Source organism: Amycolatopsis sp. NPDC006125 (assembly GCF_040614195.1).
Classification (GTDB): domain Bacteria; phylum Actinomycetota; class Actinomycetes; order Mycobacteriales; family Pseudonocardiaceae; genus Amycolatopsis_E; species Amycolatopsis_E tucumanensis.
Window position 1 is genome coordinate 97,916 of the sequence record NZ_JBEXTZ010000011.1, and the last position, 16,374, is coordinate 114,289.

Annotated in this window: 20 protein-coding genes; 1 reads left to right on the forward strand and 19 read right to left on the reverse strand. The window is 67.7% G+C overall.

What is annotated here, in order from left to right:
* Nucleotides 1–57 precede the first annotated feature (57 nt).
* The 11 genes from ABZ193_RS08660 to ABZ193_RS08710 all read right to left on the reverse strand — a co-directional run bounded on the left by ABZ193_RS08660 (nucleotide 58) and on the right by ABZ193_RS08710 (nucleotide 7,090).
* Entirely contained in the window at nucleotides 58–489 is a 432-nt protein-coding gene (locus ABZ193_RS08660; protein WP_354709416.1) for a hypothetical protein, read from the reverse strand.
* Nucleotides 490–605: 116 nt separating this feature from the next.
* Entirely contained in the window at nucleotides 606–989 is a 384-nt protein-coding gene (locus ABZ193_RS08665; protein WP_354709418.1) for a hypothetical protein, read from the reverse strand.
* 43 nt (nucleotides 990–1,032) lie between these two features.
* Entirely contained in the window at nucleotides 1,033–1,848 is an 816-nt protein-coding gene (locus ABZ193_RS08670; RefSeq protein ID WP_354709419.1) for a hypothetical protein, read from the reverse strand.
* A gap of 5 nt (nucleotides 1,849–1,853) precedes the next feature.
* Complete coding sequence (locus tag ABZ193_RS08675; protein WP_354709420.1) at nucleotides 1,854–2,417, reverse strand: hypothetical protein; 564 nt, start codon at nucleotides 2,415–2,417, stop codon at nucleotides 1,854–1,856.
* A gap of 288 nt (nucleotides 2,418–2,705) precedes the next feature.
* The gene (locus tag ABZ193_RS08680) at nucleotides 2,706–4,304 is read right to left on the reverse strand and encodes a hypothetical protein (protein ID WP_354709421.1); all 1,599 of its coding nucleotides are present in this window, start codon (nucleotides 4,302–4,304) and stop codon (nucleotides 2,706–2,708) included.
* A gap of 61 nt (nucleotides 4,305–4,365) precedes the next feature.
* Nucleotides 4,366–4,935, reverse strand: a complete 570-nt coding sequence (locus ABZ193_RS08685) for a hypothetical protein (RefSeq protein WP_354709422.1) — start codon at nucleotides 4,933–4,935, stop codon at nucleotides 4,366–4,368.
* A 15-nt stretch (nucleotides 4,936–4,950) separates the two neighbouring features.
* Nucleotides 4,951–5,196 carry a hypothetical protein gene (locus ABZ193_RS08690; protein WP_354709423.1) on the reverse strand — a complete coding sequence of 82 codons (246 nt, stop codon included), beginning with the start codon at nucleotides 5,194–5,196 and terminating at the stop codon, nucleotides 4,951–4,953.
* 49 nt (nucleotides 5,197–5,245) lie between these two features.
* A complete protein-coding gene (locus ABZ193_RS08695; RefSeq protein WP_354709425.1) occupies nucleotides 5,246–5,545 on the reverse strand; it encodes a hypothetical protein in 300 nt (99 codons plus the stop codon).
* Between the two features lie 13 nt (nucleotides 5,546–5,558).
* A complete protein-coding gene (locus ABZ193_RS08700; RefSeq protein WP_354709426.1) occupies nucleotides 5,559–6,242 on the reverse strand; it encodes a hypothetical protein in 684 nt (227 codons plus the stop codon).
* A 147-nt stretch (nucleotides 6,243–6,389) separates the two neighbouring features.
* Nucleotides 6,390–6,677, reverse strand: coding sequence for a hypothetical protein (locus ABZ193_RS08705; protein WP_354709427.1), 288 nt, complete (start codon nucleotides 6,675–6,677; stop codon nucleotides 6,390–6,392).
* 17 nt (nucleotides 6,678–6,694) lie between these two features.
* Nucleotides 6,695–7,090, reverse strand: a complete 396-nt coding sequence (locus tag ABZ193_RS08710; protein WP_354709428.1) for a hypothetical protein — start codon at nucleotides 7,088–7,090, stop codon at nucleotides 6,695–6,697.
* A 1,725-nt stretch (nucleotides 7,091–8,815) separates the two neighbouring features.
* Between ABZ193_RS08710 and ABZ193_RS08715 the strand changes: the two genes are divergently transcribed.
* Nucleotides 8,816–9,259 carry a helix-turn-helix domain-containing protein gene (locus tag ABZ193_RS08715; RefSeq protein ID WP_354709429.1) on the forward strand — a complete coding sequence of 148 codons (444 nt, stop codon included), beginning with the start codon at nucleotides 8,816–8,818 and terminating at the stop codon, nucleotides 9,257–9,259.
* Nucleotides 9,260–9,289: 30 nt separating this feature from the next.
* Here the strand turns inward: ABZ193_RS08715 and ABZ193_RS08720 are convergent, their stop codons facing one another.
* The 8 genes from ABZ193_RS08720 to ABZ193_RS08755 all read right to left on the reverse strand — a co-directional run bounded on the left by ABZ193_RS08720 (nucleotide 9,290) and on the right by ABZ193_RS08755 (nucleotide 16,242).
* Nucleotides 9,290–12,244 carry a BTAD domain-containing putative transcriptional regulator gene (locus ABZ193_RS08720; RefSeq protein ID WP_354709431.1) on the reverse strand — a complete coding sequence of 985 codons (2,955 nt, stop codon included), beginning with the start codon at nucleotides 12,242–12,244 and terminating at the stop codon, nucleotides 9,290–9,292.
* A 185-nt stretch (nucleotides 12,245–12,429) separates the two neighbouring features.
* Nucleotides 12,430–12,867, reverse strand: a complete 438-nt coding sequence (locus ABZ193_RS08725) for a hypothetical protein (RefSeq protein WP_354709432.1) — start codon at nucleotides 12,865–12,867, stop codon at nucleotides 12,430–12,432.
* 54 nt (nucleotides 12,868–12,921) lie between these two features.
* Nucleotides 12,922–13,374, reverse strand: coding sequence for a pilus assembly protein TadG-related protein (locus ABZ193_RS08730; RefSeq protein WP_354709434.1), 453 nt, complete (start codon nucleotides 13,372–13,374; stop codon nucleotides 12,922–12,924).
* Nucleotides 13,371–13,868 carry a TadE/TadG family type IV pilus assembly protein gene (locus tag ABZ193_RS08735; protein WP_354709436.1) on the reverse strand — a complete coding sequence of 166 codons (498 nt, stop codon included), beginning with the start codon at nucleotides 13,866–13,868 and terminating at the stop codon, nucleotides 13,371–13,373. The genes ABZ193_RS08730 and ABZ193_RS08735 overlap by 4 nt, the downstream gene beginning before the upstream one ends.
* Nucleotides 13,865–14,347, reverse strand: a complete 483-nt coding sequence (locus tag ABZ193_RS08740) for a TadE/TadG family type IV pilus assembly protein (protein ID WP_354709446.1) — start codon at nucleotides 14,345–14,347, stop codon at nucleotides 13,865–13,867. The genes ABZ193_RS08735 and ABZ193_RS08740 overlap by 4 nt, the downstream gene beginning before the upstream one ends.
* A 13-nt stretch (nucleotides 14,348–14,360) precedes the next feature.
* Nucleotides 14,361–14,546: a hypothetical protein gene (locus ABZ193_RS08745; RefSeq protein ID WP_354709438.1), complete on the reverse strand. Its 186-nt coding sequence runs from the start codon at nucleotides 14,544–14,546 to the stop codon at nucleotides 14,361–14,363.
* 50 nt (nucleotides 14,547–14,596) lie between these two features.
* A complete protein-coding gene (locus ABZ193_RS08750) occupies nucleotides 14,597–15,490 on the reverse strand; it encodes a type II secretion system F family protein (RefSeq protein ID WP_354709439.1) in 894 nt (297 codons plus the stop codon).
* Complete coding sequence (locus ABZ193_RS08755; protein ID WP_354709441.1) at nucleotides 15,487–16,242, reverse strand: type II secretion system F family protein; 756 nt, start codon at nucleotides 16,240–16,242, stop codon at nucleotides 15,487–15,489. Before ABZ193_RS08755 ends, ABZ193_RS08750 begins: the two co-directional genes overlap by 4 nt.
* Nucleotides 16,243–16,374: the final 132 nt, after the last annotated feature.

Here is a 16,374-nt window from a genome sequence, read left to right on the forward strand (position 1 = left end):
GTGGGTGTGGGGTGGGGTGGTCCGGCCGCTTGGCCGGGGAACCGCCGATGCCTGGTGCTAGCGGTCGGCGTCTGGGTCGCGCTGCGCCGTGGTGATGTCGCGGTGGTCCGTGCTGCGGTAGCTGGTGTCGCGGTCGGTCGTGGGCGTCCAACCCAGTGCGGCCAGCAGCGGCCGGACACCGGCCCACCAGCCGCCAGGAAACCGCCGGAAGAGCCATTCCTCGGCGGTGTAACGGTCTAGGTCGGCATTGGGCCGCGGGATCACGATCGAGGTGGGACGTGAGGTGAACAGGTCGATCGTGATCACGAGAGCGCGGAAGGTGCCGCCGTGCGCGGTGCCGATCATGGTGGCGCTGGGTGCTGCGTTGATCAGTGTGGCGTGGTAGCGGGTGGCGTCGCCGGGGGCCCACCACGCCCAGCGCGGGCGTTCCGCGGGGACGTCGATCTCGGCGATGAATTGCCTGGCGTCGTGAATGTCGTTGGTAGTCATGGCGGTTCGAGGTCCTTCGGATGTGTGTCAGCCCTTGCAGCGCGATGCCCTCCCCGTGGCGAGTTGGTGCTGGGGAGGGCATCGCGCCGATGTCGCGTAGCTGGTTGCCGGAGTGGTCAGGTGTGGCGGTGTCGCCGGACGGCATGCGCGACGGCGTTGGTGATCGTGTCGCCGTTGGTGTGCGCGCTCGCGTGCTGGTAGAGCGGCCAGGACCAGACGCAGTCGCGGCCGTCGCAGTAGATGCGGATGTGCCCGTCGTCGTTTTCCTGGAGTACCAAGGGAAGGCGGTGTCGCTCGCGCTCCGGCCGCTTGGGCGTGCTGCCTGATGTGGTGAGGCGTGAGCCGTCTTGTAATCCCACGTCGACCCCGCGTTCGGTGAGGTGCTGCACGACGTGGCTGACGAGGTCTTGCGCGTTGACCTTGCCGACGGCCGAGCCGGGCCGGGCGGGATTTTCGAGATAGTTGTGCACCAGGTCTTCCAGCGTTTCGACCAGAAGCATCGGATGAGTCCTTTCGCGAGAACGGGTTGCCTGACGGGAGCGATTAGTCCCAGTTGCGGTGTTCGCGGTTCCACTTGGCTTCGACCTTGGGTGCCAGTTCGGCGCGCAGGTCGTCCTCGGTCCGGCCGTGTTTGGCGGCCAGCGCGGCCAGGATGAGCTGCGCATCCTCGTGGTACTCGGCGATGGTGTCGCGGTGGAACGCGACGTTGCGCTTGGTTAGGCGCCGGGCGTAGGACAGCGCGTCGACGTAGGAGCGCCGCGCGGTAAACTCGGTGTCGATCTGCCCGTATTGCTTGGTGCGCAGGGGCGTTCCGTCGGGTGCGGTGATCGCTTTGGCGGCTTTGGCTTTCGCGCGTTCGGCCTTCTCCGCTTCCCGCGCGAGTTGCTCGGGGGTCTTGATCCGGCTGGGCCGGTTGCGGACGTCGACCGGAGCGCTGGGGTAGCACTCGGTGCACGCGGCCTTGCCGGCCTGCTCGACGATCTCGGTCTCGTCGTGCCCGGAGAGCTGGGTGAGCCAGGCGAACCGGGTGGAGGGGAAGCAGGTGCGGCACTGCATGGTGCGGTGGACGTGGCCTCCGGTGTTGAGGACCAGCCAGGCGCGGGTCCAGCCGCCCCGGCGTTCGAACTCCGTATCCAGGGGGCGCGCGGCGGCCTCGCACTCGGCGATGGTCTGGCGGGCCTGCTCGATCCGGGGCCGCAACTCGGTCGCGTACTCGGCCATGCCGTCGTTCACCAGGCGCTGGACGCGGGCGGTGAGCCCGTTGACGGCGTCGGTGGCCTTGGCATGCTCGATACCGAGCCGGGCGAGCTCTTCGTCGATCTCGGACGGGGTTGCGGTCGTGGGGTCGTCGATGGGCATGGTGTTCACCTCGGAGTGGGTACGGGTTCGGGCCAGGCCGTGTCGGCCAGGCGGGGGTGTGGGAAGGCGTCGCCGGTGCGCCAGGCGCGGATGGCGGGCGCGAGTTCGCTGGTGATGGCGCGGCCGAGGTCGCGGATGTCGATCGTGGGCCGGCCGGTGCGGTGGGCGTCGGCCCACAGGTCGAGGACCTTGGTGAGGCTGTCGGCCAGCAGCGCGGTCAGCGCGGTGGGCGGGTAGTCCTCGGCGACCGCGGCCAGCAGCCCGGCGATCTCGGTCAGCGGCATGCCGGGGGTGGTGTAGTGGTCGAGCTGGCGGACCGGCAGCGTGACCACGTGCTCGGGTCCGGGCTCGGCGCCGGCCAGGGTGACCGTGCCGAGCTGGACGTCGGCGCCGAGTTGGAAGACGTAGACCCAAAAGCCCATGCGGGTGGTCGCGCGGGTGAGCGACTGACGCGGCAGGTGGTGTTCGCGTGCCACGTCGAGCGCTTTGGCGCGGTTCGCGGGCACGGTGAGCACGTCGTCCAGGCGCGCCCGTGACAGGTCGAGGCGGTCGTAGAACTTCACGAACACGAGGGACTCCCCTTTCGGTGTGGTGGCGCGGTGTCACGCGCTGGTCTGGGCGAGCGCGCGGGGTGGCAGGGCGGTGGTGGTCCAGCCGAAGAGGTCGAAGACCTGGCGGGCGTGGGTGTGGCAGTAGAGGTCGAAGGCGCCGCCCTGGCCGGAGGAGGTCCGCCACGGGAGCGGTGGAGGAGGTGGTCATGGCGGTATCGGTCCCTTCGGGCCAGGTGGTGAGCGGAATCGGCAAGGGCGCAGGTCGGCCGTTCGGCCACCGGAGACGGCTCGAACGGCTGGAGGTGATCAAGGGAGGTGTCCGAAGGTGGCCAGCAGCCGGGCGAACTCGGCCACCCGGTCGTGCGGGACGCGGACGGTGAACACCGAGTCGGACGCGCCGGGCCGCACGCAGACGCGGCCGTGGACGCCTGCATCGACCGTGCCGAAGTGGAAGTCGGTGGCCTGGTCTCGTCGCTGCACGCCCAGGCGGGCCGCGACGGTCACCGCGAGTTGCTCACGGGCTGCGGCGATGCCGTCGCTGGCGTGCTTCTCGTCCCAGGCCGCGTGCAGCGCGGCCTCGTAGTTCGGCAGCAGCCGGCGCCGGATCTCGTAGGCGATCACGTCGGGCGGTTTGCCCTGGCCCACGGTGATCTTGTGATCCTGCTTGTGGTCCTGCGGGACGTGGTTGCGCAGGAAGCCGAGGTGACCGGTGATGATCAATCGGCCCTGGTCGGTCTTGCGGCCGGTGGTGGTGCCGTCGATCAGGTCGAGGACCTGATCGTTCGGGCCGGCGAGATGGGCTTCCGAGCCGTCGTCGGCCTTGCCAGTGTAGGCGCGCCACCCGGTTCCGAGGTGCTCGGCGACGGTGTGCGCGAGGTCGAGGGTGGTCATGGCGTTCTCCCGTGGGTCGGCGGCCAGCCCGAGACGCGCCGGCCGAACTGGTGGTGAGGCGCGGCGGTAACCGCGCACGACGGGGCGCCGGCCGACCGTCGACGGGGACGGCCGACCGGCGGGAAAGGAGAAACGGAGGTCAGCGGCAGTGCCCGGTGATCTGGACCAGGTGGGCCATGTCGACCACGGGCCCGGCCCAGTAGCGGACGTAGGCCGGTTCGTTGCCGATTCCCCAGACGCAGAGCCGGAAATCGGGGTCGCTCGGGCAGGCCCACACGGAGCGCTGACCGGGCCCGTCGGGCGCGGGGCGCCGTGTTCGTCGCACCGATCATCGACGACCAGGCCCCCACCCCAGGACGACCGCAGGTGCGCGAACACCCGGACGTACGGGGCATCGAACGGCACCGTGTGCGCCTGCTGCCGGGCCGCGACCCATTCGGCCAGTGCGTCCGCGGACAACGGGCGGCGGGAGGTGATCACGGCACGTACGCCGTCGACGTCGGTGAGCCGGCCGTGGTCGCTGCTGTCCGCATAGGCCAGTGCGCACGGCCCGGTGAACCACAACGTGATCCACTGCGGGCCGCGATGCCAACCACGGGCATAGCCGCGCCGGTCGCCCAGCTCGGTGATCGGGATCGGCGGCAACACGCCGTCCAGGCCCCGGTCCGGTCGGGGCGTCCACCCGTGTGCGCGGAGATCGTCGTCTACGGTCGGGTAGATCATGTCCGTGGTCCGGGCGCCGGAGTAGCCGCGTGCCGCGCGGCTCAAGGTGGTCGCCAAGCCGTCCATGCGGCCGGTGACGTTGCGCAGGCCCGCAACCGGCATCGGGTGGGAGCTCAGCACGTCGTCGTGCAGGTCGGCAACCTGGCACCGGAGTTCCTCCGCGAGCCTGGCCAGGCTGGTGAGGCTGCCGGCCTGCACACGGTGCACCGCCTCCAGGGAATCGGCCCGTGCGCGTTCCCGGTCGAGCTCCGCGCGCAGCGCGTCCAGGGTGGTCGAGTCGTTAGTGGTCATCGTGGGTGCTCGCTTTCCTCGGTCGAATTGCGTGAATGTGCGGAGGTGATGGGAACGGGCGTCACTGTTCGGCGAGCACGCGGTCGAGCTGATCAAGGAAGTAGTCGACGTCCGTGTTCGGGCGCATCGCGTCGCCGGACGGCCTCCAGTCGGAGGCGTCGACGTAACCGGTGCCGGCGACCTGGTCGAAGGTGTCGACGTAGTCGGTGTGATCGCATTCGCAGCAGTCCGGCGCGGTCACCGGGTACAACTGGCTTCCGACATTCAGGCGCGCGGTGGCCAACGCGCGTTCCCGGAACGTGGGCGCGGTATAGGTGGCGATCGCGGTCACCACGCGGGCGGCCGGGAATCGGGCGAACAACTCAGCCAGCGCGTCGTAGTGGGCGTGCCAACACGCGGAAATCGTGCGGCGCCTGCCGTTCGGTCCGGTGCCCTTGCCGAACGCGGACGCGCTTCCCTTGGCGCCGGAACCCGCTGTGTCGGTGGTGCGAAGGGTGAACGTGGCGCGGGGGCCGACGCGGTTGCTGCGATCCTCGCCCGTGCGCACGGTGATGTTTCCGTCGTAGAGCGCGCTGGATACGTCGCGTACGACGCTGTGAATATCGGCGAGGGACACGCCGTACACGAACATGGTGAACTCCTTTGCTCATTCAGGAAACGGTGGCGATGACGTGCGCGCGGATGAGTCGAACAATCCGCAACGGAAAGCCGAGCCGTTGCAACCGTTGCGCGCGGGTGAGAGCTGCGCGGCGCCCGCATGAACGGGCGCCGAGACACGCGGCTGGTTATCGGTGAAATGTTCGGGGATGCCGCACGTGTCGTCTGTCATGACGTAGCCGTTATGGGCGTACTGAAAGTAACGCTCTACGACTTCGTCCGCGTCGGTGGACATGTGATCTCCCCTTGGCGTTGGCCGATCGGGTCGGTTACGTGCGCGGGTTTCAGGCCCAGCGCGGTTGGAATTCGTCGCGCAGTCCGTCAAAGGTCCACGCGCCGAAGATGCGGAACTGTCCACAACGCACGCGCACGTGTGCGCGTGGGACACAACCGCTCGGGGTGAATGTGGTGTGTTCGCCACGGCGATAGGCGCCGCGCGTGGCGGTGACCAACACGGCGATTTCGCCGCGCGAGGTGTACCCGGTCACCTTGGCCGGTACGAGTCCGGAGAAACTGTCCAGGAAGATAAGATCACCGCCCCGAATAACAGTTGTCGGAATTGAACGGTTTTGCGTGTCAGTCATCGTGAGACCTCACTTAGGCAGCCGACTGGTATCCCGTACCGGGGCACGTGCCCAGATCAGGCAGGTAGGCGGTCCGGAAGTCGTTCCACGCGCGTTCGGAATTCGCGCGGGCCCGGTTGCGTCCCCGGTCCAGCCGGTTGGGGCCGCGCCGTTGCTCGGCTTCCTGGTTGAGCCGTTGACGGGCGAGCCAGGTCACGGCCTGCACCTGGTGCGCCGAGACCCGTTCTCCCGTGCGTGTGGAGATCAGCTCCGCGGCACGGCGGTACAGGTTGACCACGTGGTCGTACTGCCGACGGGAAACCGTTCCGTCCTTGCGACGGAACCCGTTGACCGGTGCGGAGTCGTACTCCTCGGAGGTGAGCGCGCGACCGTGCGCCACTGACAGCGCGTGCCGGTCGATCACCACGCGCGGGTCATCCGGGTCCTGATCTCCGCCGAACTCGATCAGGTGGGCAAAGTCGCGGATCTTGGGACCGTTCAGGATGTCCTCATACCGCTCACCGGCGAGCAACCGGTCAGCCGCGCGTTTCTGGCCGGTCGTGGCGAACATTCCGGAACCGGGCCCGCCGATTCCCTTACCCTCGCGCAGTACGCGAGCGGCATTAAGTACGTTGCCGATCCACCCTTGCTGGGGCGAGTAGATCGCGAGCATTCCGGCGCCAAGATGGGCGTCACCGTTCGCGATGGTGGTTGCCACGTGGTGAGCATCGGCATACCAGCGCATTCCTTGCGCGATTTCGTCGGGTGTGGCCCGTTCCCAGTGCCACACGATATTTTCGTGGCTCACAGGGTGCGCCCGGAACCATGGGTGATCACTGGGGGCAGGCATGACAATTCAGTCCTCTTAGGTGTGATTCAAGGTCACCGGCGAGTCGTCCCACAAGCGGGACCATCCCGATTGCACGGGACGCGTGCCGGCCATTCGTGCGTATTTGTCCAGGGCGAGCAATTCGCGTCGCACTTCTCCGACGTCCAATTTCCGCAGCTCACGGGAGATTTCATCCCGCACGCGGTCAAGGTCAATCGCACCCGATGACGCGAGGGAATACAGAGCGGACGACATACCGCCGTGCCACTCGGACGCGATGCGTCGCGCTTGTCCGTCACTGATCATGACGATGACTGCACTCATCGGTTTCACTCCTTGACTCACGCCGCGACTGTGATCGGAATGGATTCCATGGCGGAAAAGTCGAAAATGGCGAGCTGGGCGGTTTGCCGCGCGAGGGTCATTGCCTCGGGCAGGTTCGCGGTCACGACGGAAACGTCCAGGTAGACGCGACCGGTCGCAGGGTCGCGCCATCCGCCGAGAACGCGACCGGGCAGCGAAAGAGCGTCTTTCGCTTGCGCGATGTACTCGTTTAGGTCGTTGCTGGTCACGGGACCGTCGAAAACGCGTTCGTGTTCCGGATGCACGGCAACCGCATAGCCGGTCCGGACGTCCGAACCGTCGTCAGGCTTGACGGAAAAACCACTGTCCGGAACGGACAGAGCGTCCGCCAACGCGCTAATCCGGGCGGACCAATCGATCAAAGACATAGCCATGGCGGTACTCCATTTCGTGTACGAAAGTGGTTAACTGGCAGCGATTCAGGCCAGTTGTGAACTGGCACCGAAACGCGCAACCCTCGCCCTTGTGAGATCTCCGCAAAGGGGACACATCCTGTATCCGGGCAATACGGCACTGCTCACGGATGAGGGTTGCGCGTTTCGATGGCACATTCCCTGAATCTCTAAAACACTGTTGGGATAAGCCGTTATGTCTAGTGCGCAATGCAAGGAACCATGCCCGTAAGGGTTTGGCGTGCTATGGGCAGGCGAGAGCGACGCTCTCAAGCCAGAGAAACCCAATGTCGGCAACCGCCTAAAACAACCCCGAACGCCTACACATTGCGACGTCTTTCGGTGCTAGACCACCATTGAATTATCTTGGGGACACACCTGTGGCAGGCATGCCATTTATGCGCGCTTCTCCGCTCTATAGCAAGAGCTTTACGTCGCGAAGCTGCAAGCGCAGTTACTACGCACTCCAGATTAGAAATGCGCGTTTGGCTACGCGTCGTTCTTCACGCTGCTCTGCACGGTTTCGCTGCTGTCCGCACGGCCCAAGCCGTTGCCCGCGCTTTACGGGACTACTGTCATCTCGACACTCGGAAGGAGGTACTGGCCGAATCGGAGAGCTCGCAGGGACGCCGTGCCCTGGTCCTCACCCTCTCGGCTCGCTGTGTTGACTTCCTGGTGTGGAGTCGACATGTAGAAGTACACACCTTGGGTCGACACTTTGCAAGCCCAAGAGGCCCCGTCGTTACCGTGCCGTTACCTTGTGACGCAACGTCGCTGGTCAGAGCTGCGCAGAGTCAGCCGCGCCCCCTGGTGGTGGCTGTCCAAACCGGGTATGGAAGAGCCCCACAGCGGCCGGCACGGCGAGGCCCAGCGGAGCGGACAGCGGCCGGCACGGCGAGGCCCAGCGGAGCGGACAGCTCATCTCTTCGCTTTTCTGAGTTTATGAATGGCGAAATGCCAAGAAATGGTAAATCGCGAGCGCGTCTATTCCTCATTTCACGCTCATTGCGATTCACCCCGAGAGAACTTAAACCAAGTTCGAGTATTGACATGCAGTCGAAATTGTGATTGTCAAGCGCAAGCGGACGATCGGGTGCGAATTGATGCAAAGTGTGAGATTCGGACGGAGTTGATCAGCGGCGAATGCGCAACAGGGGGACGCGACCCGAACAGCGGAGCAGCGAGAGTCGGGCCAATGCATGGCCATCGAACGGCGGGAAGAGGGGGTACGGACCGGGTGGTGAGCAACGCAGTCAGGGTGACCACGGGGTCCCAAGTAGCGGCAGGCGACCACCCACCCAAATCGACTTTTCATGTGCCTGCCGGCCACCGAGTCGGACGCTGCATCGGTAGCCCCCGCGGATGGCGTGACCAGCCGCTGTGCAGGGTTGGAGGGCTACCGCTCTAACAGGTAGCTGAATCGGACCGTCGCCGGGTAGGTGACCAGGACGCTGCAAGGCGATTACCGAGGGTGCTGTTGATCTGCCGCAGTGTCACTCGATGCAGTGACACTGCGGCGTCCTAAGTAGAATTGCTCTCCTGCCTCCAGTCGCCTGGGCGTACCGTGAGCGATCATGTCGGTGATTGACAGCGGCCTTTCGGCGACCTCCTCAAAGCGAGGGGCGAGGGCATGCGAGCCGCGTCTCGGGGCGGGGGGAAGTGAAGCGTTGAAGGGGTCTTCGCAAATTTAACCATGGAGCGGGGAATATGGCGACGGGGGACACGGGATACTACCTCGATAGATGGCGAGATCTTCGGCACCTCTTGAATGGCGAGTGGATAATCCACGTTTTGGTGACGTTGAGCGCTGGTCCGTTGCACTACAAGCAGCTATATGAGGCGATCCAAGAGAGCAGCACCTTCGATCCGTGGAGCGGCTCGATTCGCAGGATAAGTGGCCGTGCGCTCGGACGAACACTTCGGCGACTGGAGGCTGGCGGGCTCGTCGTCCGCACCGAGGAACGAGTTTTCCCTAGGTCAGTTGTCTATTCTATTACTCCGGCCGCGGTCGACCTTCTTGCGAAGGCGCGAGCGGTGATGGACTGGGCCGAGGAGCACCCCCAGCTGTTCGAACAGTTGAGGAAGGCGCAGGCAGACAACGAGCGGGACCAACGGGCTTGGAGTGAGGAACTCGACGAGGAAGACGAGTAGCTCCGCTGTCTGGGCAGAGCACCGCGCGAGTCAACTCGCGGCGGCGTCGTCAGCGGTGAACGGATGCCTGGCGGTGCTGCGCCGTTGAAGGAAGTCGGCAAGGCTGATTGTTCCTGTGGTGGGTTGCTGATCAATCTCGTCGAGCGTGGTCGTGAGCAGCGCTAGGGTGCGTGGGATGGCCGAGTACTGACCGAGGATGGCTTGCGTACGCATGATGTCGCGATAAACGCCTTCGTTGAACCTGTCGAGCGCCCTGATGCGCTCCAGCAAGGCGAGCGTGGCTTCCGGATCAGCGTCGCCTTGCGCGCGGATCAACGCGCCGAGCGCGTCCAGGACGTCGCGCCGGGTGGCCTCGCGGAACGGTTCGATCCAGGGCACGAGCAGGTCCTCGGCGAGGTCGCCCTGGTAGAGCTCGACGGCGTCGCGCAGCTGAGCGTGGGCCTGGGCGTCGGTGGGGCGTGGCGCCTGCAGGGCATGCTGGAGTTGCCAGTAGTCGACGACGACGAGTTCGTCGTTGAGCTGGTAGCGGCCGTCGTCGTTGAGGACGAGGTTGTTGATCCTGCCATCGGTGGCGTCGGTGAGCGCGCGGCGCAACATGGACAGGGTGTTGTGGAATGAGTTGTACGGCCGCGGGGGCCGGCTGTCGGGCCAGACGGCCTCGTTGAGGACTTCGCGGCGGACGCCGTGGGGGTGCAGCGCGAGGTAGACGAGCACTTCCCGTTGCTTCGGTGTCAGCACGCCGCTGAGCTCGCGGTCTCCCTCGTCGTCGCGCAGGGCCAGGTGCAAGCGTCCCAGCACGCGCACGACCAGCGGGCGCTGCGATGCTGCCCCGTCACCGCTTCTCGGCGGCGGAGTTTCCTCGGCGGCGGCCGGTGCCTGATCGGCGGCTGGTTTGACGTCCTCGGCGGCCGTGCGGCGGTCCTCGGTGTCATCCCGGCTGGCTGAGGCCGGGCCCTTCGGCTGGACATCCACGGGGATGGGCTGGGCGTCCAGCAGTTGCAGGCTCGGGCCCGGTGGGGGCTGCTCGTCGGCTTCGTGTTCCGACGGGCGGGTGGATTCGAGCTGGGTCATCTCGTCGACCGAGCGTTGCTCGGGGACGGGTGGCGTGGGTACGACGTCGTGATCGTCCGCGGGCGGTGCGTGCTCGTCGCCGATGAGGCCACTGGTTGCGTGGTCGGGTGTGGCCAGGTCGGCGGGGCCTTGAGCATCGTGGAGCACGGCCAGCAACTCGGTGGCGTCGGTGGCGGGCAGGTTGAACAGGCGTGTGTCGGCGAGGGCGTCGCCCAGGCCGGGGCTGGTCGCGCTGACGGTGCCGTCGTGGCGGACGCGTACGGTCGCGCCGGGGCGCCACTGGCCGAGGAGTACGCCGGCCAGGCCGAGGGTCGAGCCGTTGTCGAGCACGGCTTGCAGGCGCCGTTCGGCGTGCGGTGCGGGACTGGCGAGCAGCACGAGCGAGGCCGGGGTGGGTTGGGATTCGGTCTCCTCGATCGCGTGGCGGGCGCGGGTGAGCAGGGCCGCTTCCATCTCGTCGAGGGCGGCGTCGAGCGTGGCGACGACGTGAACGGTGGACGGCAGGTTTTCGACGTCGGCGCCGTCGAAGACGAGGTGCAGGTCGTCGGCGGGTACGAGCACGCGGATGCCGTCGCCGGGCTGCTGTTCGGTGAGCAGGTGCAGCAGCAGAGCGCGGGCGGCGGCGGTGGCGCCGGGTCCGGCGAGGCCGAGGCCGCGGGTGCTGGCGAGGTTCACGGCGAGTTCGCGACCGCCCCGCACGCCCACTCTCGTCGGTACGGGGACTGGTTCGTCGTCGGGTTCCCGGGCCCCGGCCGCGGTGATGTGGATCCGCTGTGGGGCCGGCGCGAGGTCGACGAACTCCACGTCCTCAACCGGCCTGCGGTCACTGTCTTCTTCCTGGTCGTACGCGGCCCGCAGAGCGCGGACCACGGGCGCGATCGGCCGCTGCAGGTCGGCGCGGTCGCCGCTGCCGATGCGATAGCGGCGTCGACGCCACATCCTGGCTGACACCGTGGCCGCGGTGACGGCTCCGGCGAGGCCGAGACTGACGAACACGCCCGTCAGCAGGTCCAGCCCCGGTTCGGCCTGGTCTTCGCGGTGCTCGCCAGCCTGGTCTGTCGTGGCCGGCGCCGGAGTGGTGTTCGGTGCAGGCTGTGTCGAGGGTGGCGTGGTCGGCGCGGTGCTCGTCGGTGGTGGTTGCTGGGGCGGCACCGGCGGCTGCTGCTCGCCGGGAGGACGCTCTTCGGCTGGGGCGGGGATGTAGGCGGTGATCTTCCAGCCGGGCCGCACGAGGTTGGGCTTGGTCAGCGCGCGGCCGTCGGGCTGCTCGACGCCGCGGTTGAGCTGGAACAGCGCTGGCCAGCGGCTGCCGCCGCCGGGACCGTAGATGCGTTCGGCGACGCGCCACAGGCTGTCGTAGATCCCGTCGTGCGGGAGCCGGACTTCCTCGGTCACCTGGACCATGCCCGGCGGGGCGGGCGCTGTCCGATCGACCACCAAGGTGGTCGCCGGGACGACGGTCGCCTGCGGAGCCGCGGCCGGCGTGGCCGGGCCGGGCGTCAACGGTGCGACGACCGCGACCGGCGTGAGATCGGCGGTCAGGGCTGCGGTGGTCGGGGTGGGAGCCGTGTACGGGGCCCGGTTGCCGAGCAGGGTCAGCACGATGGTGCCGATCAGGGCCGCGGCGAGCCCGTGCGGCGGGCCGGGCGGGCGGACCTGCGGCCAGGTGATCCCGCGCGCCGCGTCGATGGTGCAGCGCAGGACGTCGAGCGCGAAGAAGAACCAGACGATCCAGCACAGCACCGCCAAGATGTTGAGCAGGAACTGCGCGCTCATCGGGTTGAGCAGCATCGCCTGGATCTCGTCCCAGGTCGGCACGTGGTCGGGCAGGGGCCACCCCACGAAATGCACCAGGGCCCAGGGCAGACCCGCCACGAGCGCGAGCAGGACGACGAACGCGAGCAGACCGCGCACGAACCGGAGCGTGGCGGCCAGCGCCCACCAGGCCGGCCGGCCTGTGGTGGGCCGTATCGGCTTCCGGCGAGAGAAGTGCGAGTGTGCGGTCACGACGTGCTCGATTCCTTGGACGTACAGGTTTTACGGCTCCGCGGTCGCCACCCGAGACAGCGGGGAACGGTGAACGAGCCGGAGTGGGGGTGTCACGTCACCGCCGCGGGAACCCGGCTGGGCGTGTCCGCGGCAGCAGCGCGAGGCCCGGCGAGCTCGGGTGAGGTGGACGTCTGGCTGGCTGGCGGTGTCTTCGCTGTGGTCTGTGGCCCGCTCGCGTCGCTCTTGGTGCTTGGCGTGCTGGCGGTGGACCGCTTGCGCTTGGGACGAGTCGTCTTCCGGCCGTTGAGCCACTGGGTGAGGTCGGCGGCCGGTACGTCGGTGAACTTGGCCAGCTCGTCGACGCCGATGACGTCGCTGGACTCAGCGAGGACGTCCCCGAGTTCTCGCTCGATGTCGCTGAGTTTCTCGGCCACCTCTGCCCGCAGCTGTGCGAGTTCGCCGACGCGCTTGGCCGCAGCGGCCCTCTTCGCGCTGCGGGCCGCGTCGGCTTCCTCGACGCGGCGTTCGATCTCTTCAGTCGTCGCCATCCTGGTCTCCTTCCCCGTGGTGGCACTGAATTGGGTACGAGCGTGTGAAGGTGGTCATGGGAGTACTCCGGAGATTCCGCGCTGTGGCTGGGCTTGCCCTGTCGCGGTGACCGTGATCGAGCCGATGCTGACCAGTCCGAGCAGCTGGGTGGGCTGGTTGATGCTGACCGTCACGTTGACGGTGTTGCCGGCGACCGACACGGTGCCGGTGTGGCCCGCGGCGGCGAGGTAGCTGTCGGCCGCTGCGCTGGCTTGCTGCGGGACCAGGCGCAGCGTGCCGTCGGCGCGGTAGGCGGCCAGGTCGATTTCCTGGGCGCCGGCCCGCGCAGCTTCCTGTGCCTCGCCCATCGCGCGGACCTTTGCGGCCAGCGCGAGCCCGCCGTCGAGCACGAGGCCCGCGAACAGCAGGGCGGCAAGTGCGATGATGACGACGAAGGCGGTCACCCGCCCGTCCTGGTCCTCGCGCAGCCGGCGCGTTCGGCGGCGCAGCGATGCGGTGACCGTCATTCGGCACCTCCCGCCTGGTCAGGTGCTGAGGTGCCGCGCCACACATCAACTGGGGAGGAGAAGCTGGATTCGAACGTCCGAGTGCCGGGCACGCCGAGCGAGGTCAGGTCACCGAGGCCGACGCTGCAGGACACGGTGACGGTCACCGTGGAGCCCGGCTTGAGTCCCTGGGTGTCGGTAGACACCGACAGCGACTGGCAAGTGATCCCGGCCGAGGCGAGCGCGGCGCTGGCGGTGGCTTGGGCGTTGGCAGTGGCCTGCGATGGGGTCCGGGCCACGGTGGCGGCACGGGCGGCTTGGTGCGCGACGTCGTTGATCCGCAACTTGGTGTCGGCCAGTCGGCCGCAGAACACCACGAACAACAGCAGCAGGATCAGCAGCGGAGTCAGTAGAGTGAGCTCGGCTGCGGCGGAGCCCCGTTCGTCACGGCGCAGCGCGCGGATTCGCGCGCACGCCGAGCGTGCGAAAGCGGAAACCCACGGGGACGCGGTCATGGTGACACCGCCCCGGTGCCGGTCGGCGGGGTGAATTTCTCAACGGGCCCAACGGCTTCGGCGTGAACCGTAAAGGTCGCGAACGGGATCACGTTGATCACAGTCCCCGTGACCGTCACGGATGCCTGCGTCGGTCCTCTCTGGATGTTGACCAATGTTCCTTGCAGCGGGCCACTTCCCAGTTGTGTGAGGATTCGTTGCCCCTCGGTGTTGCCCGCGGAGGCGCTGCCGCCGTACACCCGTGCCGCGGACAGTGCTTCCGATGCTGCGGCTTGGGCGATGTGGGTGGCGTGCATGTAGAGCGCGAACTGCGCGATCAGCAGGATCAGCAGCAACAGCAGCGGCGTGGCGATGACGAGTTCGACCGTGCCGGCGCCACGTTGATCCGTCCGCAGCCGGCGCAGCGCCGCCCGCACACGTGTCCGGTGTGGACGCTCGCGCGTGTTCGGCGTGCGGGATCGGCTGGGGCGTCGAGACATCGTGGTCACCGGCCTACAGGTTGATCCCGTTGGCCTTCTGCGTGACCTTGATGACTATGATCGCAATGACCGCGATGGCCAGCGCCGCCAGCAGGGCAGTGACCACGACCGCTTCGGTCGAGTAACCGCCCTCGTCGCGGCGCAGCCGCTCCAGCTCGGCCCGGATACGGGCGATGAGGATTTGAACTTCGGTGGACATCAGCTTCTCCCCTGTGGTTCGGGGTCCGGTATGGACAGTTCTTGTGGAACTCAGAGACCTCCCAGCACGCTCGCGAGGGCTGGGAACCCGATGAAGATCAGGAATCCGCCGAACAACATCACCACGGGTAGGCTCATTCGTTCGGTGGCGGCCTGGGCTTCGCCCTCGGCGTCGGTGAGCTCGCGCGTGCGCAGCGCCGCGGCCTTGGCCGCGAGACTGGCGCGGACGCGGGCGCCTTCGGTGCCGGCGAGGCTGACCGACGCGGCCAGCTCGGACAGCTGGTGCACGTCGAGTTCGGTGCCGAGCTGACCGAGGGTCGACCACGGGGTGGTGCGGGTCAGTTTGGCGGTGACGAGTGCGCGGCGCAGCTGTTGGAAGGCCCAACCCTTGCCGATGTTCACCGCATCCGACAGCGCGCCGTCGACTCCGGCGCCGCCGGCCAGTAGCACCCGGATCAGGTTCAGATAGGCCGACAGCGCGTGCCGGAAGGTGGAGCGGCGCCGCTCGGCTTCCTGCCGGACGCTGATGTCCGGCAGCAGGAACCCGCCGAGCGCGAACAGCAGGCTGGCGACCGCGGGGACTTCCCAGCCGAGACCGACATCGGCCACGACAAGCAGGAGGTGCATCAGGATCGGCAGCAGCAGCCCGGTCAACGCCAACGTGGCCTTCTCGGCCAGGTGGTGTTCGATGCTCTTACCGGTGACCGCGAGGTCGTTGCGCAGCTTGCGGTTAGGCAACCCGAGTGCCGCCAACGGTTTGATGAACGGTCGGCCCACGCGCAAGGCCCAGCCGTCGGAGTCCGCGGTGAGGATCGGCGGTGGCGCGGGGGTCGCATGCAGCCGGTCGACCAGCGCTCGCAGCGGTGGCCGGGGCGGGAACACGTAGACCACCAGCGCCCACAATCCGACGCCGAGCCCGGCGCCCCACAGCAACGCGCTGATCATGACGGCGCCCCCTTCCCTGTGAGCAAGTCATCGACGTCCACGTCGGCATCGTGGGGCCGGATCGTGGCCAGCTCCGTGAGGAAGCGCTCTGGCTCCCGCAGCCGCGCAATCCTTGCCAGCCAAGCAAAAGAGGCAGTGAACAGCGCGCCGATGATTAGCAGCATGATCTGGCCGAATGCGGAGTCGTACGGGGCGAGGTAGCCGCGGTTGAGCAGCACCAGCCCGAGGGCGAAGGACAGCGTGGTGATCACGATGACGCGCACGCTGGTCCGGGTGCGGGCGCGGCCGGCTTCGACCCGCATCCGCATGGATGCCTGCTCGCGTGCCTCGCTGGCGAGTTCGCCGAGCAGGTCGGCCAGCTGCCGGGCCTGGTGCTCGGCAGCCAGCACGAGCGCGGAGATCACCAGGTCCGCGGTGGGGTCGCGCAGTTGGTCGGCGAGGTGGCGTAGCGAGGGCGCGAGGCGTTCGCCGCGTTCCAGCCGGACGGCCAGTTCGGTGATTTCCTCGCGGATCGCCTCGGGGCAGGCTGGGGCGGTGGCGAGGATGGCCTGTTCCAGGCCGGCCGCGGCGACCAGGGTGTCGCGTAGCATCTCGGTCCAGCCGGCGATCGCCTCGATGCGTTCGAGGTGGCGCTTGTGGTCGACGTTCGAGCCGAGGATCCGCGGCAGGCCGACGACCGCGAGGGCGGTCAGAATGGCGGCGACCACCCAGCCGGTGATCGCGCCGACGGCCAGGCCGGCGAGCACGGCCACGACGAGCCACCCGACCCGCCTGCGGTCATGCCGCGCGGCTGGGCGCCTGGCTCGCCGCGCGGCGACAGGCCACGTAGCCCGGCACTGCTCGGCGCAGTTTTCAGTGCGCTTTAGTGGCAAGGCGTATTCAAA